Annotated in this window: 21 protein-coding genes; 7 read left to right on the top strand and 14 right to left on the bottom strand. The window is 72.6% G+C overall.

The features are described 5' to 3' along the window. The first annotated feature begins 18 nt into the window (after positions 1 to 18). Positions 19 to 1,323, top strand: coding sequence for an acyltransferase family protein (locus Sru02f_RS02295; protein ID WP_109034953.1), 1,305 nt, complete (start codon positions 19 to 21; stop codon positions 1,321 to 1,323). On the opposite strand, the gene Sru02f_RS02290 is transcribed toward Sru02f_RS02295, so the two are convergent. The 3 genes from Sru02f_RS02290 to Sru02f_RS02280 all read right to left on the bottom strand — a co-directional run bounded on the left by Sru02f_RS02290 (position 1,256) and on the right by Sru02f_RS02280 (position 5,007). Continuing rightward, a complete protein-coding gene (locus Sru02f_RS02290) occupies positions 1,256 to 2,470 on the bottom strand; it encodes an aminotransferase-like domain-containing protein (RefSeq protein ID WP_109034955.1) in 1,215 nt (404 codons plus the stop codon). The two genes, Sru02f_RS02295 and Sru02f_RS02290, sit on opposite strands and share 68 nt — an antisense overlap. A 145-nt stretch (positions 2,471 to 2,615) precedes the next feature. Next, complete coding sequence (locus tag Sru02f_RS02285) at positions 2,616 to 3,518, bottom strand: SAM-dependent methyltransferase (protein ID WP_109034957.1); 903 nt, start codon at positions 3,516 to 3,518, stop codon at positions 2,616 to 2,618. A 103-nt stretch (positions 3,519 to 3,621) separates the two neighbouring features. Continuing rightward, positions 3,622 to 5,007, bottom strand: a complete 1,386-nt coding sequence (locus tag Sru02f_RS02280; protein ID WP_109034959.1) for a helix-turn-helix domain-containing protein — start codon at positions 5,005 to 5,007, stop codon at positions 3,622 to 3,624. Positions 5,008 to 5,219: 212 nt separating this feature from the next. Between Sru02f_RS02280 and Sru02f_RS02275 the strand changes: the two genes are divergently transcribed. Then, a complete protein-coding gene (locus tag Sru02f_RS02275) occupies positions 5,220 to 5,975 on the top strand; it encodes a DUF4232 domain-containing protein (protein WP_109034961.1) in 756 nt (251 codons plus the stop codon). Between the two features lie 58 nt (positions 5,976 to 6,033). Here Sru02f_RS02275 and hemB read toward each other — a convergent pair whose 3' ends face one another. After that, a complete protein-coding gene (hemB, locus tag Sru02f_RS02270; protein ID WP_109034963.1) occupies positions 6,034 to 7,026 on the bottom strand; it encodes a porphobilinogen synthase in 993 nt (330 codons plus the stop codon). Between the two features lie 125 nt (positions 7,027 to 7,151). On the opposite strand from hemB, the gene Sru02f_RS02265 reads away from it, so the two are divergent. Continuing rightward, positions 7,152 to 7,568, top strand: a complete 417-nt coding sequence (locus Sru02f_RS02265; protein ID WP_109034966.1) for an SRPBCC family protein — start codon at positions 7,152 to 7,154, stop codon at positions 7,566 to 7,568. A gap of 171 nt (positions 7,569 to 7,739) precedes the next feature. On the opposite strand, the gene Sru02f_RS02260 is transcribed toward Sru02f_RS02265, so the two are convergent. Next, positions 7,740 to 8,642, bottom strand: a complete 903-nt coding sequence (locus Sru02f_RS02260) for a nitroreductase/quinone reductase family protein (protein WP_109034968.1) — start codon at positions 8,640 to 8,642, stop codon at positions 7,740 to 7,742. A gap of 293 nt (positions 8,643 to 8,935) precedes the next feature. Next, the gene (locus tag Sru02f_RS02255) at positions 8,936 to 9,892 is read right to left on the bottom strand and encodes an NAD(P)-dependent alcohol dehydrogenase (protein WP_109034970.1); all 957 of its coding nucleotides are present in this window, start codon (positions 9,890 to 9,892) and stop codon (positions 8,936 to 8,938) included. Positions 9,893 to 10,021: 129 nt separating this feature from the next. Here Sru02f_RS02255 and Sru02f_RS02250 point away from each other — a divergent pair, with 129 nt between their 5' ends. Continuing rightward, positions 10,022 to 10,720 carry a TetR/AcrR family transcriptional regulator gene (locus tag Sru02f_RS02250; protein WP_109034972.1) on the top strand — a complete coding sequence of 233 codons (699 nt, stop codon included), beginning with the start codon at positions 10,022 to 10,024 and terminating at the stop codon, positions 10,718 to 10,720. Between the two features lie 22 nt (positions 10,721 to 10,742). Here Sru02f_RS02250 and Sru02f_RS02245 read toward each other — a convergent pair whose 3' ends face one another. The 6 genes from Sru02f_RS02245 to Sru02f_RS02220 form a co-directional block, all read right to left on the bottom strand. Then, positions 10,743 to 11,519: an SDR family NAD(P)-dependent oxidoreductase gene (locus tag Sru02f_RS02245; protein WP_109034974.1), complete on the bottom strand. Its 777-nt coding sequence runs from the start codon at positions 11,517 to 11,519 to the stop codon at positions 10,743 to 10,745. 166 nt (positions 11,520 to 11,685) lie between these two features. After that, complete coding sequence (locus tag Sru02f_RS02240; protein WP_109034976.1) at positions 11,686 to 13,383, bottom strand: bifunctional uroporphyrinogen-III C-methyltransferase/uroporphyrinogen-III synthase; 1,698 nt, start codon at positions 13,381 to 13,383, stop codon at positions 11,686 to 11,688. Next, positions 13,380 to 14,339 (bottom strand): hydroxymethylbilane synthase, encoded by a 960-nt coding sequence (gene hemC / locus Sru02f_RS02235; protein WP_109034978.1) that lies wholly within the window; start codon positions 14,337 to 14,339, stop codon positions 13,380 to 13,382. The genes Sru02f_RS02240 and hemC overlap by 4 nt, the downstream gene beginning before the upstream one ends. Next, positions 14,336 to 16,075 (bottom strand): glutamyl-tRNA reductase, encoded by a 1,740-nt coding sequence (locus tag Sru02f_RS02230; RefSeq protein ID WP_109034980.1) that lies wholly within the window; start codon positions 16,073 to 16,075, stop codon positions 14,336 to 14,338. Before Sru02f_RS02230 ends, hemC begins: the two co-directional genes overlap by 4 nt. Next, positions 16,072 to 16,848 carry a redox-sensing transcriptional repressor Rex gene (locus Sru02f_RS02225; RefSeq protein ID WP_109034982.1) on the bottom strand — a complete coding sequence of 259 codons (777 nt, stop codon included), beginning with the start codon at positions 16,846 to 16,848 and terminating at the stop codon, positions 16,072 to 16,074. The genes Sru02f_RS02230 and Sru02f_RS02225 overlap by 4 nt, the downstream gene beginning before the upstream one ends. A 274-nt stretch (positions 16,849 to 17,122) precedes the next feature. Beyond that, complete coding sequence (locus Sru02f_RS02220; protein ID WP_003975515.1) at positions 17,123 to 17,419, bottom strand: glutaredoxin family protein; 297 nt, start codon at positions 17,417 to 17,419, stop codon at positions 17,123 to 17,125. 153 nt (positions 17,420 to 17,572) lie between these two features. Here Sru02f_RS02220 and Sru02f_RS02215 point away from each other — a divergent pair, with 153 nt between their 5' ends. The 3 genes from Sru02f_RS02215 (at position 17,573) to Sru02f_RS02205 (ending at position 21,151) form a co-directional block, all read left to right on the top strand. Continuing rightward, positions 17,573 to 18,523, top strand: coding sequence for an HAD family hydrolase (locus Sru02f_RS02215; protein ID WP_167469775.1), 951 nt, complete (start codon positions 17,573 to 17,575; stop codon positions 18,521 to 18,523). A gap of 338 nt (positions 18,524 to 18,861) precedes the next feature. Beyond that, positions 18,862 to 19,656 carry an ECF subfamily RNA polymerase sigma factor, BldN family gene (locus tag Sru02f_RS02210; protein ID WP_164279435.1) on the top strand — a complete coding sequence of 265 codons (795 nt, stop codon included), beginning with the start codon at positions 18,862 to 18,864 and terminating at the stop codon, positions 19,654 to 19,656. Positions 19,657 to 19,903: 247 nt separating this feature from the next. Then, entirely contained in the window at positions 19,904 to 21,151 is a 1,248-nt protein-coding gene (locus Sru02f_RS02205) for a DUF5667 domain-containing protein (protein WP_164279436.1), read from the top strand. Positions 21,152 to 21,203: 52 nt separating this feature from the next. Here Sru02f_RS02205 and Sru02f_RS02200 read toward each other — a convergent pair whose 3' ends face one another. Then, positions 21,204 to 22,271, bottom strand: coding sequence for a lysophospholipid acyltransferase family protein (locus Sru02f_RS02200; RefSeq protein ID WP_109034988.1), 1,068 nt, complete (start codon positions 22,269 to 22,271; stop codon positions 21,204 to 21,206). Positions 22,272 to 22,285: 14 nt separating this feature from the next. Then, the gene (locus Sru02f_RS02195) at positions 22,286 to 23,347 is read right to left on the bottom strand and encodes an NAD-dependent epimerase/dehydratase family protein (protein WP_109034990.1); all 1,062 of its coding nucleotides are present in this window, start codon (positions 23,345 to 23,347) and stop codon (positions 22,286 to 22,288) included. Between the last annotated feature and the right edge of the window lie 144 nt (positions 23,348 to 23,491).

Here is a 23,491-nt window from a genome sequence, read left to right as displayed (position 1 = left end):
CACCGACTGGAGAGCTTCGTGCGAATAGGAAAGACGTCCGCCGGGAGCCGTCCGGCGGACGCGCCTCAAGGGAGCGCCGGCCGGCAGGCACCCCGCGGCCGGATCGGCATCCTGGACGGACTGAGGCTCTGCGCGGCCCTCATGGTCGTCCTCTACCACTACGTCGCCTTCGGCGAGGGCTGGGAAGGCTCTCAGGCGCGGCTGTTCCCGGTGCTCTTCCGGCCGTCGGCCTACGGGTGGCTCGGTGTCGAGCTGTTCTTCATGATCAGCGGCTTCGTCATCTGCATGAGTTCGTGGGGCCGCAGCGTCTCCCACTTCTTCACCTCGCGCGTGATCCGGCTCTTCCCCGCCTACTGGCTGGCCATCGTCGTCACCACCGCCGTCGTGTTCTTCATGCCGGGCGGCATCACCCCGTTGCCCTGGCGCGACCTCCTGGTCAACCTGACCATGCTGCAGCGGCCCATGGGGGTCGACGAGGTCGAGGGCGTGTACTGGACCCTCTGGGCGGAGATGCGCTTCTACCTGCTCTTCGCGCTGGTCGTGTGGCGGGGCGTGACGTACCGGCGCGTGGTCGTCTTCTGCTGCGTGTGGGCGACCGTGGCGGCGCTGGCGACACGGGGCGACGCCAATCCCCTCACCGACCTGGTGATGGCGCAGGACTGCTGGTTCTTCATCGCCGGGCTGGCCTTCTACCTCATGTACCGCTTCGGGCAGAACCTGCTGCTGTGGGGCATGATCGCCTTCTGCTTCGCGATGGGCAACCACACGGCGATGGCGACCTGGCGGGCGACGCTGGACAACGTCGGACACAACGTCCCCGGCTGGGGCGTGGCGGTCGTGCTCACAGTCTTCTTCGTGACGATGGCGGGTGTGTCCCTGGGCTGGTTCCGCCGGATCGACTGGCGCTGGCTGCCCACCGCCGGGGCTCTCACCTATCCCCTGTACCTCCTGCACGAGTCCATCGGCTGGGAGGTGTTCCACCGCTACCAGTACACCGTCAACCAGTGGGTTCTGGTCGGCGGGACGCTGGCGGGGGTCCTGGTGCTCTCCTACCTCGTGCACCGGTTGGTGGAGAAGCCCATGTCCAAGCGCCTCAAGACCGGTCTGACCAAGGCCTTCGAGCAGATCCGGGCCGAGGGGGCCACGCCTCACGAGCGGCCCCCGACGCCCGTCGGGCCGGCGCGTCCGGAGCCCGGTCCGCCGGGCTCGGGACCGCTGCCACACGGGCACGAACTGGACTCCCCGACTCGGACACTCAGGCTGCCCGCAGCCCCTCCCCCAGCCTCCGCAGCCCCTCCGCGATCTCGTCCGGTGTCTGGGTGACGAAGCAGAGCCGCAGCGTGGCGCGGTCGGGCTCGCCGGCGTGGAAGGGGGCTCCGGGGACGTACGCCACGTCGTGCCGGACCACCTCGGGGAGCAGGGCGGTGGTGTCGTACCCCTGCGGCAGCCGCGCCCACAGGAACATGCCGCCCTCGGGGCGGGTCCACACCGACCCGGCCGGGAGGGCGTCCGCGAGGCCCGCGAGCATGGCGTCCCGGCGCTCCCCGTAGACGGCGGCGACGCGGGCGACGTGGGCGTCCAGGTCCCGGTCGGCCAGGTAGCGGGCGGCGGCGAGCTGGTTGACGGTCGGGGTGTGCAGGTCGGCGGCCTGCTTGGCGACCGCGCAGGCCCGGCGCAGCTCGGCGGGCGCCCGCAGCCAGCCCAGGCGCAGGCCGGGCGCCATGACCTTGGAGAAGGAGCCCAGCAGCACGGTCCGGTCCCGGGCGCCCTCGTAGGAGGCGATCCACGGCACCCGCTCGCCCTCGAAGCGCAGCTCGCCGTACGGGTCGTCCTCGACGATCCACAGGCCACACCGCCCGGCGACCTCGGCGAGGGCGGCGCGGCGGGCGGCGGGCACGGTGCGGCCGGTGGGGTTGGAGAAGGTGGGGACCGTGTAGAGCAGCTTGGGTCGCTCGCGCACCACCAGCTCCTCCAGTGCCCCGGGGTCCATCCCGTGCTCGTCCCCGGGCACGGCCACCACCCGGGCGCCCGCGAAGCCGAAGGCCTGGAGCGCGGCCAGGTAGCAGGGGCGCTCGACGAGGACGGTGTCGCCGGGTTCGAGCAGGGCGGTGGCGAGGAGCGAGAGGGCCTGCTGCGAGCCGGTGGTGACGAGGATGTCGTCGGCGTCGGTGACCAGCCCGCGGGCCGAGGTGCGGGCGGCGAGGGCGGCCCGCAGGGCGGGTTCGCCCTCGGTCGTGGAGTACTGCAGGGCCCGCGCGGGCGTCTCGGCGAGGACGTCCCGGTACGCGGCGGCGATGCCCTCCGCGTCGAAGAGTTCGGGGGCCGGCAGCCCGCCCGCGAAGTTGATCACCTCGGGGCGGGCGGTGACGGCGAGGATGTCCCGTACGGGCGAACCGCCGATCGACCGGGCCCGCGCGGCGAGCGGCGGCAGGGAAGCGGTGGCGGCGGGCGCGTTCTCAGTCACGGTCATGGGCGCAGCGTAAAGAAATAGGTGCCGCCTACAGGAGACTTTCCGCGATCCGGACACCCGTACGACTCGCGAGCGCGACCGCGTGACCGCCTGACCGCGCGACCGCGTGACCGCCTGACCGCGTGACCGCGTGACCGCCGAACCGTCAGCCCTTGGTGCCCAGCCCGCCGTACACGTTGATGTCCGCGTCCGTCACGTCGTTGATGTCCCGGTAGCGGACCTTCTCGATGTCGTCCAAGCCGGCCAGGTACGACTCCTCCGGCTGCTCCGGCACCGGTGCCGCGTGGTCGGGCCGCCAGTGGTGTACCGGGACGACCCCGGGCTCGGCCTGCTCGACACCGGCCTCGGTGAAGAAGCGCTCGACGTCCTTGCGGGAGCGCAGCACGAAGGTGAAGCCCCGCTCCGTGTACGTCCGCTGGACCGCGCGGATGTTCTCCGGGTTGAGGTCCTCGGTGAGGTGGCTGAGGACGAGCCGGCTGCCGGCGGGCAGCGCGTCCATCAGCTCGCGGACGATCGGGTACGCCTCCTCGTCCTCGACGAAGTGCAGGATGGCGACGAGGCACAGGGCCACCGGCTGGTCGAAGTCGAGGGTCGCCGCGGCCTGTTCGAGGATCCGCGCCGGGCTCTTCAGGTCCGCGTCGATGTAGTCCGTACGCCCCTCGGGACCGCTGGTGAGCAGGGCGCGGGCGTGGGCCAGCACGACCGGGTCGTTGTCGACGTAGACGACCCTCGACTCGGGGGCGATGCGCTGGGCGATCTGGTGCACGTTCTCGGCGGTGGGCAGCCCGGTGCCGATGTCGAGGAACTGCCGGATGCCGTCCTCACGGGCGAGCGCGGTCACCGCGCGCCGCAGGAAGTCGCGGTTGTGCCGTACGTCGAGGTAGCCGCGCGGGTTGGCGGCGAGCCCGGCGGCCGCGGCGGCGAGGTCGGCGGGGTAGTGGTCCTTGCCGCCGAGGAAGACGTCGTAGACCCGGGCCGGGTGCGCCTTGCTGCTGTCGATCCTCCTCCGCAGCTCCGCGGGGTCCTGGCTGAGGGCGTCACCGGGCATGGGCGTCCCACCTTTCGGATGTCGCCTGAGGAAGCGAACCGGTTAGATGGTCAACAACCTATCCCCCGGCCGGACTTGCCGCTGCCCCGCCGCGACCGCCGGGTCAGCCGCCCTCGACCGGCTCCCAGTGGTCGCTGCCGAGGGGGTACGCGTAGTAGGAGTCGTCCCGGGAAGCGCTGGTGCGGAACGGCTTGCCGTGGTCGTCGACGCGCGTCGTGCCCTGCCGGCCGCCGCTCGACCACTCCAGTTCCAGATACCAGCTGACGTCGTGCTCGCTGGTGTGCGCGCTGACGTAGAAGACCTCCGGGTCGGATTCGCTGACGCTGTACGGGAAGTCCCGCTGGCCGCCGATCGGCGCGGCCGTCGGGGTGCCGAGGTCCAGCGAGACGTCGAACGCCTTGGTGTTCACCTGGCCGCCGCAGCCGACGCCCATCGCGTACTGGTTCCAGTCCAGCGCCGGACCGCTGCTCACCACCCGCACGTGCAGGTCCTTGAGGACCACCGTCTCCGGACCGGTGCCCTGCACGGTGAGGACGGCCGTCTGCCGGTTCGCGGACACCGCGTTGAGGGGGGTGGCCCAGCCGACGGCGTCCTGCTGGGGCGGGGGCTTGGACACGTTCTTCGGACTGCGGTCGATGAGGAAGGAGTGCTCGCAGGGCACGTCCCAGTAGTACGGGGTGGTGGACACGGTGAGCAGGGGCCCGGCGGCGGGTGCCTCGCGGCTCGGCGTGGCGGTGGCCCGGCGGGAAGGTGACGCGGAGGGGGACCCGGACGGGGACGCGGAGGCGGACGGGGAGGGCGTGGGGGAGCTCGCGCTCGGGGGGGAGGCCGGACCGGTCGCGGTCCCGGACACCCGCGCGGAGGTCTGCGCGACGGCCCCGGCCGGACCGTGCCCGCCGTCCTCGTCGGGGCCGGAGACGAGATTCGCCACGAGCGCCACGGCGGCGCTGACGGCGACGACACCGGACGCGGCGTAGAGCGCGGCGCGCGGGATCCGACGGCGGGCCGGGCCGGGCGGCACATCGGGAGCGACGGCACGCGGGGCCCCGGGTGCCGATGCCGGGTCCGGGGCGGGTGTGGCGTTCGGGGCCGGTGCGGCGTTCAGGGCCGACGGTGCGTCCTGGGCAGCCGGCGGTGCCGCCGGGGCCGGGGGTGCGACCGGGCCCTCCGCGCCCTCGGTGACCGCGCCACCCGCACCACCCGCGTCGCCCGCACCACCGGTGTCACCCTCGGGCTCCTCCTTCTTCACCCCGCGCAGCGCGTCCGCGCGGATCCAGCGGCGGTGGAGTTCGAGCAGTTCCTCGGGCGTCGCCCGGCACACGCGGGCGAGGCGTTCGACGGGCGCGAACTCGACCGGCACCACCTCCCCGCTGACGTACCGGTGCAGGGTCGAGCCGCTCATGTGCAGCCGCTTGCCGAGTGCCCCGTAACTGAGCCCGGACCGCTCCTTCAGCTCCCGAAGCAGCGCCGCGAAGTCGTCCCCCGCCACCGTTCCTCCCTCTCCTCGCATCCCCGTACCGTGTCCCAGAGGGACGCCGTTCCCGCAGGTCAGAGCGTTCCTGGCGTCCCAGCGTCCCGCATGCTCCCCCATCGCTGGCGGCCGGGACGATCAGCACCGCAAGCTGTGGTCATCCAAGCAGCCGCTCCCGGTGAACGGTCGAGCGGCTCGCCTCAACTGCCACATTCCCAGGGGGACCTGCCATGTCCGCACGCCGCATCACCCGTACCCGCCTGTTCGCCGCCACCACGGTCGCGCTGGCCGCGCTCTCCCTCACGGCCTGCGAGGGCGACGAACTCACGGGCTCCCCGGCGCCCGAGTCCGCCACCTCCGCACCGGCGGGCGGGAACAGCCCCCGCCCGGCCGGAGACAGCGGCGACACGGGGTCGACGGGCACCGCCGGCACCGCCGGCTCCAACGGCTCCAACGGCTCCAACGGCTCCAACGGCTCCAACGGAAACGACAACGCCTCGGGCGCCGGGTCCGGTTCCGACTCCGGGTCCGACACCGGAGCCGGAACCGGAGCCGGGACCGACGACTCCGACTCGGACGTCCCCGGCGAGTGCTCCGCGTCCGACGTACGGATCACCGCGGCGAACGCCCCCCGCCCGATCAACCACCTGCTGCTGACCGCCACCAACACCGGCTCGAAGACGTGCGCGCTGCCGCCGTACCCGGCGACGCGGTTCGGCGAGGCCCAGGCCGTGCCGCCGGTCGCGGAGTCCAGCAAGCCGCAGTCGCTGACGACGCTGGCCCCGGGCGAGTCGGGCTACGCGGGCGTCCGCCTGTCGTCCGGCGACGGCAGCGGCGAGAACGGCTACGACGCGAACACCCTCACCATCCCGTTCGAGGACGGCTCCATCGCCACGGTCAAGCTGCCCTCCGGCGGCGTGTACGTCGACACCGCGCTGACGGTCACCTACTGGCAGACCGACGCTTCGAACGCGCTCGAGTACTGAAGGGGCCCGCGCGCCCGCGCGCCCCGCACCCCTTGCGTGAAGGGCCGGCACAGGTCGCTCAGCGCAGTGTGCGAGCGACCTCGGTCGCCCAGTACGTCAGGATGTTGCGCGCGCCCGCCCGCTTGATCCCGGTGAGGCTCTCCAGGATGGCCCGGTCGCGGTCGATCCAGCCCTTCTCGGCGGCGGCCTCGATCATCGAGTACTCGCCGGAGATCTGGTAGGCGGCGACGGGCACGTCCGAGGCCTCGGCGACCTTGGCGAGGATGTCGAGGTAGGGACCGGCCGGCTTGACCATCACCATGTCGGCGCCCTCCTCCAGGTCCAGCGCCAGCTCCCGCAGCGACTCCCGCGCGTTGGCGGAGTCCTGCTGGTAGGTCTTGCGGTCGCCCTTGAGCGAGGACCCGACGGCCTCGCGGAAGGGCCCGTAGAAGGCGGAGGCGTACTTGGCGGTGTACGCGAGGATCGCCACGTCCTCCCGCCCGATCTGGTCGAGGGCGTCGCGGACGACGCCGATCTGCCCGTCCATCATCCCGCTGGGCCCGACGACATGGGCGCCCGCGTCGGCCTGGACCTGCGCCATCTCGGCGTACCGCTCGAGCGTGGCGTCGTTGTCGACCCGCCCCTGGTCGTCGAGCACCCCGCAGTGCCCGTGATCGGTGAACTCGTCGAGGCAGAGGTCGGACATGACGAGCAGTTCGTCCCCGACCTCGGCCCGCACGTCACGCAGCGCGACCTGCAGAATCCCGTCGGGATCGGTCCCGGCGGTCCCCGCGGCGTCCTTCTTCCCGTCCTCCGGCACCCCGAAGAGCATGATCCCGGAGACCCCGGCCTCGACCGCCTCCGCGGCCGCCTTCTTCAAGGTGTCCCGGGTGTGCTGCACGACACCGGGCATCGCCCCGATCGGCACCGGCTCGCTCACGCCCTCGCGGACGAAGGCGGGGAGGATGAAGTCGGCGGGGTGCAGCCGGGTCTCGGCGACCATCCGACGCATCACGGGGGTGGTCCGCAGCCGCCGGGGCCGGGTGCCGGGAAAGGATCCGTACGTCGTCATACCACCTACGCTACGCCCGCCCCACCCGTGCCTTTGCCGACGGGAAGTCGGCCCGGGCCGACCCCGGCCCGGGCCGTCCGATTCGTTCAAGCGCACGGCCCCGGCGACTCGCTAACGTCGCTGCCATGAACAGCACCGGCAAGGAGTCCCGCCACCTCGGCGTCCACATCGACCGCACCGCGGCCGACGTCTACGCCTACGCCTCGGACCCGGCCAACCTGCCCGCGTGGGCCCACGGCCTCGGCCCCTCCGTCGAGAAGAGCGCGGACCACTGGGTCGCGGAGTCCTCCCCCATGGGCCGGGTCACGATCGTCTTCACCCCTCCCAACGACCTGGGCGTACTCGACCACCACGTCACGCTCCCCTCCGGCGAGACCGTCCACAACCCGGTCCGCGTGCTCGCCGACGGCACCGGGAGCGAGGTGGTCTTCACCGTCCGCCGGCAGCCGGGGACGACCGACGCCGACTTCGAACGCGACGCCGGCACGGTCGCCGCCGACCTGGCCCGGCTCAAGGATCTGCTGGAGTCGGACACCCCCTAGGGCCTGTCTGACAATTCCCGTCTGCCGCGCGACGCCATGCACGCACTCTCGCCGCACCGGCCCCAGACCCGAGTACGGCCAGTACGCGGGTCTGGGGCCGGCGCACCGAGAGCACGCACCTGACGCCGCGCGGCCGCCCTTCGGGCGACGACGCGAATTGTCAGACACCCCCTAGGACGCGGCGGGCGGTCCGGCCGGCGGCCACGGGACGTCGGTGAGGAGCGGCAGCAGCACCTCCTCCTCGTAGTCGAGATGCGCGTTGAGCCGTGCCGACATCTCCTCCGCCTCGGCCCGGAAGCGGTCCGGTTCGGCGACGGCGATGCCCGCCAGCAGCGCCGCCAGCTCGCCCCGGACGCGCGCGATCGCACGGTGCTCGTCGGCGAGCCGGTCGAAGACGCCGGACAGGTGGGGATGGTGCCGGGCGATTCCGGGGAACAGGTGCCCGTCCTCACTCTCGTGATGGAACTCCAGCGCCTGGCAGAACGCCAGGCAGCGCTGCCTGATTTGCAGCCCGAGCCCCGGCTGCGTACCGACGGCCCCCGGGGCCGCGAAGTGCGCCTCGGCCTCGGCCCGCACCTGCCGCAGCTGCGCCCGCAGCCAGGTGTGCGCCTCCAGCAGCTTGTCGGCGAGCGTACGGACCTCTCGGGGCCCCTCCCATCCCTCGGGCTCGGCCCGCTCCAGCACCACGACCGGCAGCTGCCTGCCGGTGCGGGCCTGGTAGTCGCCGTAGCCGGGCGACGCCCGCACGACGTGCGCGAACAGTTCCTCGCGCCGGGCCCCCTCGGCGGGCACCGCGAGCGCCTCGAAGCTCGACGTGCCCACCTCCACCCGGACCACGGGGTGGGCGAGCAGGTTGTGGTACCAGCCGGGGTGTCGAGGCCCCCCGAGGTTGGACCCGACGACGATCAGGGAGTCCCCGTGGCGGACGTAACCGAGCGGGGTGGTCCGTGCGGCGCCCGACCTGGCGCCGGTGGTGGTCAGCAGGAGCAGGTCTCCGCCCTCGAAAGGACCTCCGACCTTCCCCTCGTTGGCGCGGAACTCGTCGATGACGGACTGGTGGAACGACGTGGGCATACGGTTCTGTGTCTCCAGGACGGCAGGCCGCGGCGACGGCAACGACACGTGCCGCGGCGTGCGAGGAACGAAGGGCGAGCACGAGACCGACGCGCGGAAGCGCTGCGTCGGACGACTCGGAATCAGGGCGCGGAGTATGAACGCATCACGTACCCCTTGCATGAAGGGTGCTCGCCCGGTCGCCGGCCGGCCCACTGCTCTTTGACCGGCGCCACGCGGCACCGCCCTCATTACACGCACCGGCCCGCCGCCTGTCAACGCGGTCCCGCCCGCCACCGGTCGCCGGACCGGACCTACCGCACCCGTACGACGTGCTTGCCCCGAACGCCCCCGGCCGCCAGGGCCCGTTGGGCGTCGGCGACCCCGTCGAGCGGGTGGACGGTGTCGACGACGGGGACGATGTCACCGCTCTCGGCGAGCCGGGCGGCCTCGGCGAGCAGCGCGCCGTCGGGATTGCCGCTGAAGAAGCGGATGCGCCCCTTCCCGTGGACGACGGAACCGAGCACGGTACCGAGCCACGCGAGCGGCCGGTCGAGGTCGGGGGCGACGGCGACCATGCGCCCGCCCGGCGCCAGCAACCGCCGCACCCGGGCCTGCTCGGTGCCGACGGTGTCGAGGACGACGTCGAAGCGGCCGACCTCGGACAGCGCGGTCGTCCGGTGGTCCAGTGCCTCCTCGGCGCCCAGCCCCCGCACGAAGTCGAGGTTCCGCCCGCCCGCAAGGGCGACGACGCGCGCCCCGAGCACCTTTCCCACCTGCACGGCGACACTGCCCACACCGCCGCTTCCGCCCCGGACGAGCAGCCGCTCACCGGGCTGGAGGGCGGCCTTGTCGCGCAGCGCGGTCAGCGCCGTGGTCGCGCCCGCGATCAGCGAGACGGCCTCCTCCGGCGTGAGGTTGTCGGGGGCGGGCGCGATCCGCCGGGGGCTCACGGCGACGTACTCGGCCATGCTGCCGGTACGGCGCCCCAGCAGCCCCCACACCCGCCGGCCCTCCCGGACCCCGCGCACCGAGGCCCCGACCTCGGCCACCTCCCCCGCGAAGTCGATGCCGCACCCCTTGGGAAAGGTCCGCCCGGTCACCAGGCGCACTTTGCCGGCCCGGTCGTGCAGGTCGCCGCCGTTGACCCCGGCGGCCCGCACCCGCACCAGCACCTCGTCGGGTCCGATGCCCGGCACCGGCCGCCGTCCGACGTACAGCACCTCGGGAGGCCCGTAGCGGTCGAAGAGAACCGCCTTCATCTCACCCATGTCTCGCACCCATGTCTCGTGACCCACGTCGCGTTCGGGAAGCGCGGAGGCGAGGCCCGCATCCGCTGCTAACCTCACGCTAGACACCTAAGTGGACGACACCCTCCACTTAACCCGGAAGTGAGAAACATGCCTGACCAGCCCTCTCACAACCCCGTGGAGCACACCACCGGGGAGGCGGCGGCTCCCGCGCCGGACGCGCTGCGGGCCGACGCCCGCCGCAACCGCGAACGCGTCCTGGAGGCCGCGCGCGAGGTCTTCGCCGCCCGGGGCGTCGACGCCCCGATGAGCGCGGTCGCCCGCCGGGCGGGCGTCGGCGTGGCCACCCTCTACCGCCGCTTCCCCACCCGCTCGTCCCTCGTGGCCGCGGCCTTCGACGACCAGCTCGCCGTGTGCGCGACCGCCTTCGACGAGGCCCTGGCCGACCCCGACCCGGGACACGGCCTGTACACGCTCCTGCGCAAGGTGTGCACCACGCTGGTCACCGACCGCGGCTTCGAGACGGTGTTCATGGCCGGTTTCCCGGCGTCCCTGGACTACGACCGGGAGCGCGCCTGCGCCGAGGAGCGCCTGACCCACCTGGTCCGCCGCGCCCGCGACGCGGGCCGGCTCCGCGAGGACTTCTCCCCCGCCGACATCCCCCTGCTCCTCCTGGCCGTGAGCGGCCTGGCCTCCCAGCCCCCCGAAACCGCCGTCCCCGCCGCCCACCGCCTCCTGACCTACCTCTTCCAGTCCTTCCAGGCCGCCCCGCCGCCCCGCCCGGCCCCCCTGCCGCCCGCCCCGGCGCTGGACCTGAGCGGGCTGCACCGGCCGACCGACCGCCCGTAGCGGGTGCGCCCCTCGCCCTCGGCTACTCGGGGAACGGACCGCGGACCGAGACCCCGCCGTCCAGCACGATCTGCTGGCCGGTGACGTAGCGCGACTCGTCCGAGGCCAGGTAGACGGCTGCGGCGGCCATCTCCTCCGACGTGCCGTAGCGGCCCGCCGGTATCTCCGGAACCCATGCGGCGGAGGGGCCGGCGTTGACGGCGGTACTGATCGCCCCGCCCGCGACGACGTTCATCCGGATGCCGTCGGCCGCGTACTCGGCCGCGACGGTCCGCGCCAGGCTGTACAGGCCGGCCTTGGCGGCGCCGTAACCGGCCTGCATCGGCGCGGCCATGAAGCCGGTGACCGAGCCGATGCCGACGATGTTCCCGCCGGTGCCCTGCTCCAGGAACAGCCGCAGCACGCGTCGCACCGCGCGAGCCACATAGCGCAGGTTCAGTTCGTAGACGGTGTCCCAGTCGGCGTCATCCATCTCGTGCAGTTTGACCGCGGGTACGAAGGCCACCTGCCCGCCGACCACCGTGATCAGGACGTCGAGACCGCCGAGCCGGTCGGCCGCGCCGACGATCACGTCCTCGAGTTGCTCGCGGGAACGCACGTCGCCGCTCAGCGCATGGGCGACGTGCCCGGCCGCCCGCAACTCGTCCGCCGCCTCGGTCGCCCGTGCGGCATCCACGTCGGCCACCGCCACCGCCGCCCCCGCGGCCGCACAGGACCGGACGATGCTCCGGCCGATCCCGGCCCCGCCACCCCCGATCACCAGAGTCCGCTTGCCGTCGAGCCTGCCCAACCCGGTCATGCACCCTCCACCGTCGTCAAGTCGCCCAAGGCTAAGCGCAACCGCCCCCGCCCCGCCCCGGTACGACGCGGTCGGGTACGACGCGGCCCGGGGCAACGCGGTCCGGGGCAACGGCAGCGGGGCGCCCGCAAAGGACGCCCCGCATCAGCTCACGTGGAAGACCATCTCAGGTCGACGACCGCCGTCTCCGTGACCCCGGCCGCCGTTCGCTCGGCCGCGTCACCGGATCCCCCGCCTCCAGGGCCGCCGCCCGGCGCCGCAGGCCGAAGTCGGCCAGGGCTTCCGCCAGCTTGTGGACGGACGGCTCGGGAGCCATCACGTCGACGCGCAGCCCGTGTTCCTCGGCCGTCTTGGCCGTCGCCGGGCCGATGCAGGCGATCACCGTGACGTTGTGCGGCTTGCCCGCGATGCCCACCAGGTTGCGGACCGTGGAGGACGACGTGAAGAGCACCGCGTCGAAGCCGCCGCCCTTGATGGCCTCCCGGGTGGTGGCCGGCGGCGGCGAAGCGCGCACCGTGCGGTAGGCCGTGACGTCGTCGACCTCCCAGCCCAGCTCGATCAGACCGGCGACCAGGGTCTCCGTGGCGATGTCGGCGCGGGGCAGGAAGACGCGGTCGATCGGGTCGAAGACCGGGTCGTAGGGCGGCCAGTCCTCCAGGAGACCGGCGGCCGACTGCTCGCCGCTCGGGACCAGGTCCGGCTTGACGCCGAAGGCGATCAGCGCGTTGGCCGTCTGCTCGCCCACCGCCGCGACCTTGATGCCCGCGAAGGCACGGGCGTCGAGGCCGTACTCCTCGAACTTCTCGCGGACCGCCTTCACCGCGTTGACCGACGTGAAGGCGATCCACTCGTAGCGGCCCGTCACCAGGCCCTTGACCGCCCGCTCCATCTGCTGCGGGGTGCGCGGCGGCTCCACCGCGATGGTCGGGACCTCGCTCGGGACGGCCCCGTAGGACCGCAGCTGGTCGGAGAGCGAAGCCGCCTGCTCCTTCGTGCGCGGGACGAGGACCTTCCAGCCGAACAGCGGCTTGGACTCGAACCACGACAACTGGTCGCGCCGGGCGGCGGAGCTGCGCTCGCCGACCACGGCTATCACCGGGCGGCCGCCGTCCGGGGACGGCAGCACCTTCGCCTGCTTCAGCGTCTGCGCGACCGTGCCCAGCGTCGCCGACCAGGTGCGCTGCCGCGTGGTCGTACCGGCGATGGTCACCGTCAGCGGGGTGTCCGGCTTGCGGCCCGCCGAGACCAGCTCACCGGCCGCCGCGGCCACCGAGTCCAGCGTCGTCGACACCACCACCGTGCCGTCGGAGGCGCCCACCTCGGTCCAGCAGCGGTCCGACGCCGTACGGGCGTCCACGAAGCGCACGTCCGCGCCCTCCGCGTCCCGCAGCGGCACCCCGGCGTACGCGGGCACGCCGACGGCGTTCGCGATGCCCGGGACGACCTCGAAGGGCACCCCGGCCGCGGCGCACGCCAGCATCTCCTCGGCGGCGTACGCGTCGAGCCCGGGATCCCCGGTCACCGCACGCACGACCCGCCTGCCGCCCCGCGCGGCCTCCATGACAAGATGTGCGGCATCCCGCACAGCGGGGGCGCCGAAGGTCGTTGACGCACCGTCAACTACCGTCAGCTGGGGCGCGCCTGTGCCCGGATCCGACGGATCGGCATCCGTGTGCACTTCCGACACGCCCTGCTTCGCGTGCGTGCGTACGACGTCGAGCACCTCGTGCTCGGCGACGAGGACGTCCGCGTGCGCCAGCGCCTCGACGGCGCGCAGAGTCAGCAGTCCCGGATCTCCGGGTCCGGCACCGAGGAAGGTGACGTGCCCGTGTTCCGGACCGGCGGGAAAGGCGGTGGGGCTCAATGTGCTCGCTCCCCCATCAGACCGGCCGCGCCCTGGGCGAGCATCTCGGTGGCGAGTTCGCCGCCGAGCGCCAGCGCCGCCTCGTGCGTCTCGGGCACGGGACCGGTGGTGGACAGCTGCACCAGCGTCGAGCCGTCGGTCGTGCCGACGACGCCGCGCAGGCGCATTTCCTTGACAGTCTGCCCGTCGGCCAGAAGGTCGGCCAGCGCCCCCACGGGTGCGCTGCAGCCGGCCTCCAGGGCGGCGAGCAGTGACCGCTCGGCCGTTACGGCGGCCCGCGTGAACGGGTCGTCGAGCTCGGCGAGCGCGGCGATCAGCGCGGCGTTGTCCGCCGCGCACTCGACCGCCAGTGCCCCCTGGCCGGGGGCGGGCAGAACCGTGTCGACCGACAGGAAGTCGGTCACCTCGTCGATGCGCCCCACCCGGTTCAGCCCGGCGGCGGCCAGCACGACCGCGTCCAGCTCACCGCTGCGGACGTATCCGATGCGCGTGTCCACGTTGCCGCGGATCGGGACGGTCTCGATCTCCATCCCGTGGGTGCGGGCGTACGCGTTCAGCTGCGCCATGCGGCGCGGCGCGCCCGTGCCGATGCGCGCCCCGCGCGGGAGGTCGGTCAGCTTGCGCGCGTCCCGGGCGACGACCACGTCCCGCGGGTCCTCGCGCTCCGGGATCGCGGCCACGACCAGGCCCTCGTGCTGCGCGGTGGGGAGGTCCTTGAGCGAGTGAACCGCGAAGTCCACCTCTCCCCGCAGCAGCGCGTCGCGCAGCGCGGCGACGAACACGCCCGTGCCGCCGATCTGCGCCAGGTGCTCCCGCGACGTGTCGCCGTACGTGGTGATCTCGACCAGCTCAACGGGCCGACCGGTCACCTGGCTCACGGCGTCCGCCACCTGCCCGGACTGGGCCATGGCGAGCTTGCTCCGCCTGGTCCCCAGCCTCAGTGCCTTCTCAGTCATGCCGGCCCTCGGTTCTTCTCAGTGGTGCTGTTCCCGGCGCGGGAGACGGAGGCCACCGTCTCCTGGTCGAGGTCGAACAGGGTGCGCAGCGCGTCCGCGTACCCGGCACCGCCGGGTTCGGCGGCGAGCTGCTTGACCCGCACCGTCGGCGCGTGCAGCAGCTTGTCGACCACACGCTTGACGGTCTGGGTGATCTCGGCCCGGTGCTTGTCGTCGAGCCCCGGCAGCCGCCCTTCCAGGCGGGCGATCTCGCCGGCCACGACGTCCGCGGCCATGCTGCGCAGCGCGACCACGGTGGGCGTGATGTGCGCGGCGCGCTGGGCGGCGCCGAAGGCCGCGACCTCGTCGGCGACGATCCGGCGGACCATGTCGACGTCGGCGGCCATCGGTGCGTCGGCCGAGGCGTCGGCGAGCGACTCGATGTCCACCAGGCGGACCCCGGCCAGCCGGTGCACGGCGGCGTCGACGTCCCGCGGCATCGCGAGGTCGAGCAGGAAGAGCACGGGCTGCGGGCGGGGCACCTCGGCGACCGGCTCCGGGCGGCGGCGCTCGGGGATGCGGCCGACGCGGGTCGCCGTCGCGGCGAGCGCGCCGATCAGCTCGGCGTCCGCCTCCGGCCCCGGCCGGCCCGTCTCGCGCGGCCGGTCCACCGCCGTACCGCCCGCGGCCCACGCACCGTGCTGCTCCAGCGTCGCCGCGTCCATGCCGGCCACGGCGGCCTCGCCCATGACGGAGAAGCCGGAGGGGACGGAGGACACGGAGGAGAGGTCCAGGGGGCAGTTCTCGTCGGCGGCGCTCCCGGCACCCGGCAGCGGCGTTTCGCCGGCTTCCCGTACGGCGGTCTCCCGTGCAGCGGTCTCCCGTACGGCGGTGTCCTCGACGGCGGGCGCGCCGGTACGGCCCTCCACCGTCGCCGCCACGGAGTCGGCCGTGAGGACCAGCCCGGTCGCGCCCGTACAGGAAACGGCCACGTCGGCACGTGTCAGCTCGCCCTGCACCGCGTCCATCGGTACCGCGCGGGCCAGCACGTCCGTGTCGTCGCCCTCGGAGAGGATCCGTGCGAGGCGCTCGGCGCGCTCGAAGGTGCGGTTGGCGACCACGATCTCGGCGACCCCGGCCCGCGCCAGCGTGGCGGCGGCCAGCGAGGACATCGAACCGGCACCGATGACCAGTGCCTTCTTGCCCCGGGCCCACTGCTCGACGTCGGCCCCGGCGGACAGCTGCTCCAGGCCGAAGGTGACCAGGGACTGCCCGGCCCGGTCGATGCCGGTCTCGGAGTGGGCGCGCTTGCCGACCCGCAGCGCCTGCTGGAACAGGTCGTTCAGGAGCCGTCCGGCGGTGTGCAGGTCCTGGGCGCGGGCCAGCGAGTCCTTTATCTGGCCGAGGATCTGCCCCTCGCCGACCACCATCGAGTCCAGCCCGCAGGCCACCGAGAACAGGTGGTGGACGGCCCGGTCCTCGTAGTGCACGTAGAGGTAGGGGGTCAGCTCCTCCAGGCCGACGCCGCTGTGCTGGGCGAGCAGCGTGGACAGCTCGGCGACACCGGCGTGGAACTTGTCCACGTCGGCGTACAGCTCGATGCGGTTGCAGGTGGCCAGCACCGCGGCCTCGGCGGCCGGTTCGGCGGCGACCGTGTCCTGGACCAGCTTGAGCTGCGCGTCCGCGTTCAGCGAGGCCCGCTCGAGCACGCTGACGGGGGCGCTGCGGTGGCTCAGCCCGACGACGAGGAGGCTCATGCCGGCATCACGGCGGGTACGTCCCCGTCGGGTCCCTGGTCGGCGGAGCCGGTGGAGTGCTGCTGCTTGCGGGCGGCGACGGGCGGTGCGGCGCCGTCGGCCGCGGCCTCCTCGCCCGCCTTGCGCTGCTCGTGGAAGGCGAGGATCTGCAACTCGATCGAGAGGTCGACCTTGCGCACGTCGACGCCCTCGGGGACGTTCAGCACGGTCGGCGCGAAGTTCAGGATGGAGGTGACACCGGCGGCCACGAGGCGGTCGCAGACCTGCTGGGCGGCGCCGGCGGGGGTCGCGATCACACCGATCGAGACACCGTCGTCCTGGATGATCTTCTCCAGCTCGTCGGTGTGCTGCACCGGGATGCCGGCGACGGGCTTTCCGGCCATTCCCGGATCGGCGTCGATGAGCGCGGCGACGCGGAACCCGCGGGAGGCGAAGCCGCCGTAGTTGGCGAGCGCGGCACCGAGGTTGCCGATACCGACGATCACAACCGGCCAGTCCTGGGTGAGGCCGAGTTCGCGCGAGATCTGGTAGACGAGATACTCGACGTCGTAGCCGACACCACGGGTCCCGTAGGAGCCGAGGTAGGAGAAGTCCTTGCGCAGCTTCGCGGAGTTGACCCCCGCGGCGGCCGCCAGCTCCTCGGAGGAGACCGTGGGCACCGAGCGCTCGGACAGCGCCGTCAGTGCGCGGAGGTACAGCGGAAGCCTGGCGACGGTGGCCTCGGGAATCCCTCGGCTGCGGGTCGCCGGTCGGTGTGCTCGGCCAGTTGCCACGGTGCTCCTGCGGGTAGAGCGGGGCTGTAGGCGGTCATACGTCCCTACATGACCGCCCCGTCGAATGCAGGCTATGTCTTTGTGAACGCGTGCACAAAGATGGTGTCCGATTTGCCCGGCCAACGTGACCGGGGTCACGCGCCCCCGGCGCACGGAACGGGAACCGGCACATACGTACTCTCGTTCCTCACTCATCGGGGGCAAAGCCGTACACGCTCCTCACGATCAACGCCCCCGAGACCTGGTCGCCATCGATCCTAAGCGACCATACGGACTACTTGTACTGATCGGTCAGTACCTTGCGCAGCCGTTCCTCGTTCACACGCCAGAAGGTGTGCTGCCGGCCGTCGACCAGCACGACCGGAATCTGCTCCCAGTACTGGTCGTGGAGTTGGCGGTCCTCGGTGATGTCCTTCCCCTCCCAGGGGACGCCGAGTTCCGCGCAGACCTTCTCGACGACGAGCTGTGCGTCATCACACAGATGACAGCCGGGTTTGCGAATGAGGGTGACGAGATGGTTCTCGGAGTGCTCAGGGGGCTGCGTGGGCTTCCGGCGGAAGAGGGGACTCATGCCGGCCATTCTCGCGCGCGCGGGCACGACCGCGGGCGGGACCGCGGACGGGCCCTCGGAGCACGGCCGCTTAACGGCACCGCCGCCCGGAGTTCACAGCCTGCGAACCCGTCGGCTCCGAAGCATCCGAACAAGCTGGCTATGCTCACTGGCATGGCCGCTCTTCGATGGCTCACTCCCCGTAGGCGCTCCGCCACGGCGCGGAGCGTGTTGGCAGGCGAGGCCTCGGCGGAGGCAGCCCGCAAGTCCGCGGAAGCCGCCGAGACCGCCGGGTCCCCCCAGGAAACCGCCCCCGGCTCCGGTGTCGCCGAACCGGAGTTCCCGGTCCACGGCGACGACCGCGCGGCCGCGTTCTTCGACCTCGACAACACCGTCATGCAGGGCGCCGCGATCTTCCACTTCGGCCGGGGCCTGTACAAGCGGAAGTTCTTCGAGACCCGCGACCTCGCCCGCTTCGCCTGGCAGCAGGCCTGGTTCCGGCTGGCCGGGTTCGAGGACCCGGAGCACATGCAGGACGCCCGCGACTCCGCGCTCTCCATCGTCAAGGGCCACCGCGTCTCCGAGCTGAAGTCGATCGGCGAGGAGATCTACGACGAGTACATGGCCGAGCGGATCTGGCCCGGCACCCGCGCCCTCGCCCAGGCCCACCTGGACGCCGGACAGAAGGTCTGGCTGGTGACGGCCGCCCCGGTGGAGATCGCCCAGGTGATCGCCCGCCGCCTGGGCCTGACCGGCGCGCTCGGCACGGTGGCCGAGTCGATCGGCGGCGTCTACACGGGCAAGCTGGTCGGCGAGCCGCTGCACGGCCCCGCGAAGGCCGAGGCGGTCCGGGCGCTGGCCACGGCCGAGGCCCTGGACCTGTCCCGCTGCGCCGCCTACAGCGACTCGCACAACGACATCCCGATGCTGTCGCTGGTCGGACACCCGTACGCCATCAACCCGGACTCCAAGCTGCGCAAGCACGCCCGCCAGCTGGAGTGGCGGCTGCGCGACTACCGCACCGGGCGCAAGGCCGCGAAGGTCGGCATCCCCGCGGCCGCGGGCGTCGGGGCGGTGGCGGGCGGCACCGCGGCGGCCATCGCGCTGCACCGCCGCCGCCGTTGACCGGGCCGTTGACGCAGTCGTTGACCCAGCCGTTGACCCAATCGGGATGACGTACCCCCGGGACGGGCTCTCCAGTCCCCTGTACTCACATCGGCCACAACACGCTCTGTAGTCACCAGGAATCCGAACCGTTCCGGTCACCAAGCGATCATTCTGGCGCATCTGATCGAGCGTCAATCGGGCACAGAAGCGACGTAATCGATGATTTGAGCAACTGGGCGTAGCAGTGCCTGCACGAAGCGTTATTCTCCTCAGACGCATTCCGGTACCCCACCTTCGCTACGACGGGTGAACGGTTCCGTACTGCACGTGATGGAAGCTCTGCCTCTGGGAGTCCCGTGTACCCACACGTCGGGGTTGACGCCTCGGGCCTGGCTACGCTGCGCGCAACGGTCAAATCAGCCCAAGACCTGTTGCGCGGCTTCGTCCCCACCGCGTATGCCGTCCCCGCCCTCGCCGCGGCCGCCGTGCCCGCCGGTCCGTGCTACGCACTGGCCGAAGGAAGCGCCGCCGTCGGCAGACGAGCGCGGTCGTCCTCGTCCGGGGCCGCCGCCACCACCCACCGCCGCCCGGCGGCGGACAGCGACAGCGCCCGCATGATGGAGCTGGTCGAGCGGGCCCAGGCCGGCGAGGCCGACGCCTTCGGCCGGCTCTACGACCAGTACAGCGACACCGTGTACCGCTACATCTACTACCGGGTGGGAGGCAAGGCCACCGCCGAGGACCTCACCAGCGAGACCTTTCTGCGGGCGCTCAGGCGCATCGGCACCTTCACCTATCAGGGCCGCGACTTCGGCGCCTGGCTCGTGACGATCGCCCGCAACCTGGTCGCCGACCACTTCAAGTCCAGCCGCTTCCGCCTAGAGGTCACCACCGGCGAGATGCTCGACGCCAACGAGGTCGAGCGCTCCCCCGAGGACTCCGTCCTCGAGTCCCTCTCCAACGCCGCCCTGCTGGACGCCGTACGACGGCTCAACCCACAGCAGCAGGAGTGCGTGACCCTGCGCTTCCTCCAGGGCCTCTCGGTCGCCGAGACCGCCCGGGTCATGGGCAAGAACGAGGGCGCCATCAAGACGCTCCAGTACCGGGCCGTGCGCACCCTCGCCCGGCTCCTCCCCGACGACGCCCGCTGAGCGACGCCACCGAGGCGCTCACCCTTCGTATTCCCCAAGTCACCACTGGTGAAAGTCCGTTGAGTCCGCCGTCCGATCATCCGCCGTCCGTAACCCAAGTGCCGCGCCGCTCGTTGTGCGGGATGCAGGCTCCCTGTGGTCACTCCCCGGCCGACTCCGATCACCCGATCGGATGGTTCCGACCGGGGCGTGCAACCCTCAGGACCCCCTGGGGAGTCGACCGTGATGACGAGAGGAGGTGCCGCCAGTGATCGCGAACGTATCGGCACACCGGCGGGCGAACGCCTTCGCCCAGGCCCTGGAGGAGCAGTCGGACTCCGGGGCGGCGGCCGAGCAGTCCGGAGGGCCGGCGACCGCCGGGGCCACCGCGGAACCGACCGAGCAGGGTCGCCTGGTGACCCTCGCCCATGGTCTGGAGACGCTGCCCCGGCCCGAGCTGGACCCCGAGGTCAAGGTCGTCCAGCGGGCCCAGCTCGTGGCCGCCTTCGAGGCCATGCTGCAGGAGGGCACCGCGAGCGGCGGGGCGACGGACACGTCGGTACCGGAGCAGCGCCGGGCGCGCGGCGCCCATCGGGCTGCCCCGCTGAGCAGGTTCCGGCCCCGCTCGCGGCTGGCCAAGGGCCTCACCGCGGGCGGGCTGAGCGTGAGCGTGGCCGCCGGTGCCTTCGGCGGAGTCGCCGCCGCCAGTTCGGACGCCCTGCCCGGCGACTCGCTCTACGGCCTCAAGCGCGGCATAGAGGACTTCCGCCTCGGCCTCGCCGACGGCAACGACGAGCGGGGCCGGGCCTACCTGGACCTCGCCTCGACCCGGCTCAGCGAGGCCCGTCGGCTGATGGAGCGCGGCCGCAGCGGCCCCCTCGACCACGAGTCGCTCGGTGAGATCCGCCGCGCCCTGTCCGGCATGCGGCACGACGCCTCCGAGGGCCACCGCCTGCTCAGCGCGGCCTACGCCCACGACCCCGACTCGCTGGCTCCCATGCAGGCCCTCTCCGCCTTCTCCCAGTCCCACCGGGAGACCTGGGGAGCGCTGCGCGAGCGGCTGCCCCTGCAGCTCGGGGACGTCAGTGAGCAGGTGTCGTCGGTGTTCGACGCCATAGACGACGACGTGGCCCCGCTGCAGTCCATGCTGCCGCAGCCGCCGGCCCAGGACGAGAACGGCGGGGACGACGGTCTGCCGGGCGGTTCCGGCTCGGCGACCACCGGCACCCCCGGCTCCGGTCACTCCTCGGCGCCCCGCACCGGCGACGAGGGCACGTCCGAGCGCGGCCGCTCGCAGTCCGACCGGCCCAGCGAGTCCGCCCGCTCCGGCGACGAGAGCGACGGCCTGCTCGGCGGCGGCACCGGCGGCCTGCTCGACCCGCCGAAGGACGACAGCGGCACCGCCTCCCCCTCCACGGGCAACAACACCCCGCCCGCGGAGCCGGACGTCACCCTCCCGCCCCTCCTCCCGGGCCTCCTGCCCGGCCTGGGCATCGAGGCGGAGGACGCGGACTGAGCCGACGCGGCGCGTGTACGGCGGTGGGGCAGGCCCATCGCCGTACTGGCCGTCAGAAGAACACCGACCTCCGCTGCACCAGCAGCTTGTAGAGCGTGTGCTGGATCTGCTCTCTCACCTGGTCGGTCAGGTTGAACATCAGCACCGGGTCCTCGGCCGCCTCCGGTGCGTAGCCGTCCGTCGGGATCGGCTCACCGAACTGGATCGTCCACTTCGTCGGCAACGGCACCGCGCCCAGCGGCCCCAGCCACGGGAAGGTCGGCGTGAGCGGGAAGTACGGGAAGCCCAGCAGCCGCGCCAGCGTCTTGGAGTTGCCGATCATCGGGTAGATCTCCTCCGCCCCGACGATCGAGCACGGCACGATCGGCGCCCCCTGCCGCAGCGCCGTGGAGACGAAGCCTCCCCGTCCGAACCGCTGGAGTTTGTAGCGCTCGCCGAACGGCTTGCCGATGCCCTTGAAGCCCTCCGGCATCACCCCGACCAGCTCGCCCTGTGCCAACAGCCGTTCCGCGTCCTCCGCGCAGGCCAGGGTGTGGCCCAGCTTCCGCGCCAGCTCGTTGACCACCGGCAGCACGAACACCAGGTCCGCCGCCAGCAGCCGCAGGTGCCGGTCGGCCGGATGGTGGTCGTGCACGGCGACCTGCATCATCAGCCCGTCCAGCGGCAGCGTCCCGGAGTGGTTGGCGACGATCAGCGCACCGCCCTCGGCCGGGATGTTCTCCACGCCCTTCACCTCGACGCGAAAGTACTTCTCGTACACCGGGCGCAGCAGGGACATCAGCACCTGGTCGGTCAGCTCGGCGTCGTAGCCGAAGTCGTCGACCTCGTAGTCCCCCGTGAGCCGGCGGCGCAGGAAGGACAGGCCGGCCGCGAGGCGCCGCTCCAGGCCCCCGTCCTGGTCGCCGCCGTCACCGACCGCCGACCGAGGCGCGGGCGACTCGTCCGGCCCGGGTGCCGGGTCCTGCGCGGCGGCTCCCCGTACGGGCAGCGGCTGCACGTCGCCCACCGGCCCCTCACCCACCGGCGCCGACTCGGCCGGGCCGCCCCTGCACCGGCTCCCCGCGCCGCGGCTCCCCCGCGACCGGTCGTCGTCGAACGGAATGACCTTGGCGTCCGCCATCGTTGATGCGCTCCTCAGTTGGCGCTCTGCGTCGGGAGATGACCGCTGTCCCGCAGGGACAGCTCCGCGATCCGGTCGACGGCCCCCGCGAGGGCCTCGGGCGGCAGCAGCCCGGCGCCGCGCCCGCGGGCGAAGTCGCTGAACGCCCCGGCCGTCGAGTACTTCGGCCTGAATCCCAGCGTCTCGCGCATCTGCGTGGTGTCCACCACCCGACCGTGGGTGAGCAGCCGGATCTGCTCGGGGGAGAAGTCCGTCATCCCCAGCGTACGCACGAGCGAACCCGCCCAGGTGACCGCCGGCAGCAGCAACGGCACCGTGGGACGGCCGAGCCGCCGCGAGCACTGCGAGAGCAGCAGCACACCGTCCCCGGCGATGTTGAAGGTCCCGCTGTTCAGCGTTCCCCGCCGCGGCTCGTCCGCACAGACCCGCAGCACCTCGATCACGTCGTCCTCGTGCACGAACTGCAGCCTCGGGTCGTAGCCGAACACCGTGGGCAGCACCGGCAGTCCGAAGTACGAGGCGAGCGGCGTGTCCGCGGCCGGGCCGAGGATGTTGGCGAACCGCAGCACCGTCACCGACACGTCCGGCCGCCGGCGGGCGAAGCCCCGCACGTACCCCTCGACCTCGACCGCGTCCTTGGCGAAGCCGCCGCTGGGCAGGGACTTGGGCGCGGTGGTCTCGACGCAGACGGCCGGGTCGCGCGGCGCGGACCCGTAGACGTTGGTACTGGACTTCACCACCAGCCGCCGCACCGTCGGCGACTTCTGGCAGGCGCCGAGCAGCTGCATCGTGCCGATGACGTTGGTCTCCTTCACCGAGGCGCGACTGCCGCTGCCCAGCGGCGTGCCCGTCACGTCCAGGTGGACGACCGTGTCCGCACGCGTCTGGGCCAGCACCCGCCCGATGGCCGACTGCCGGATGTCCGCCTGGACGAACTCCGCGCCGCCCAGATGGTGCTCGGGCGCGACGGCGTCCACGCCGATCACCCGCTCCACACCGGGATCACGCTGGATGCGCCGGACGAACCGGCCGCCCAGCTGCCGGGCCACTCCGGTCACGAGCACGACCTTGCCCAAGATCAGCGCCTTCCTTCCGCCTGCACCGTAGCCTGCCGCGTTCCCCGCCTGCGGGCCAACTTAGCCGGTAGGTGTTGCGCCGTGATGACCGCCGGACGCGGCACGTGACGAAAAATGACGGCCGGACGACGACCGGAGGACGAC

Source organism: Streptomyces rubrogriseus, from assembly GCF_027947575.1.
GTDB lineage: Bacteria > Actinomycetota > Actinomycetes > Streptomycetales > Streptomycetaceae > Streptomyces > Streptomyces rubrogriseus.
Note: the sequence above shows the minus strand (reverse complement) of the source record. Positions and strands in the feature narration are given on the sequence as shown.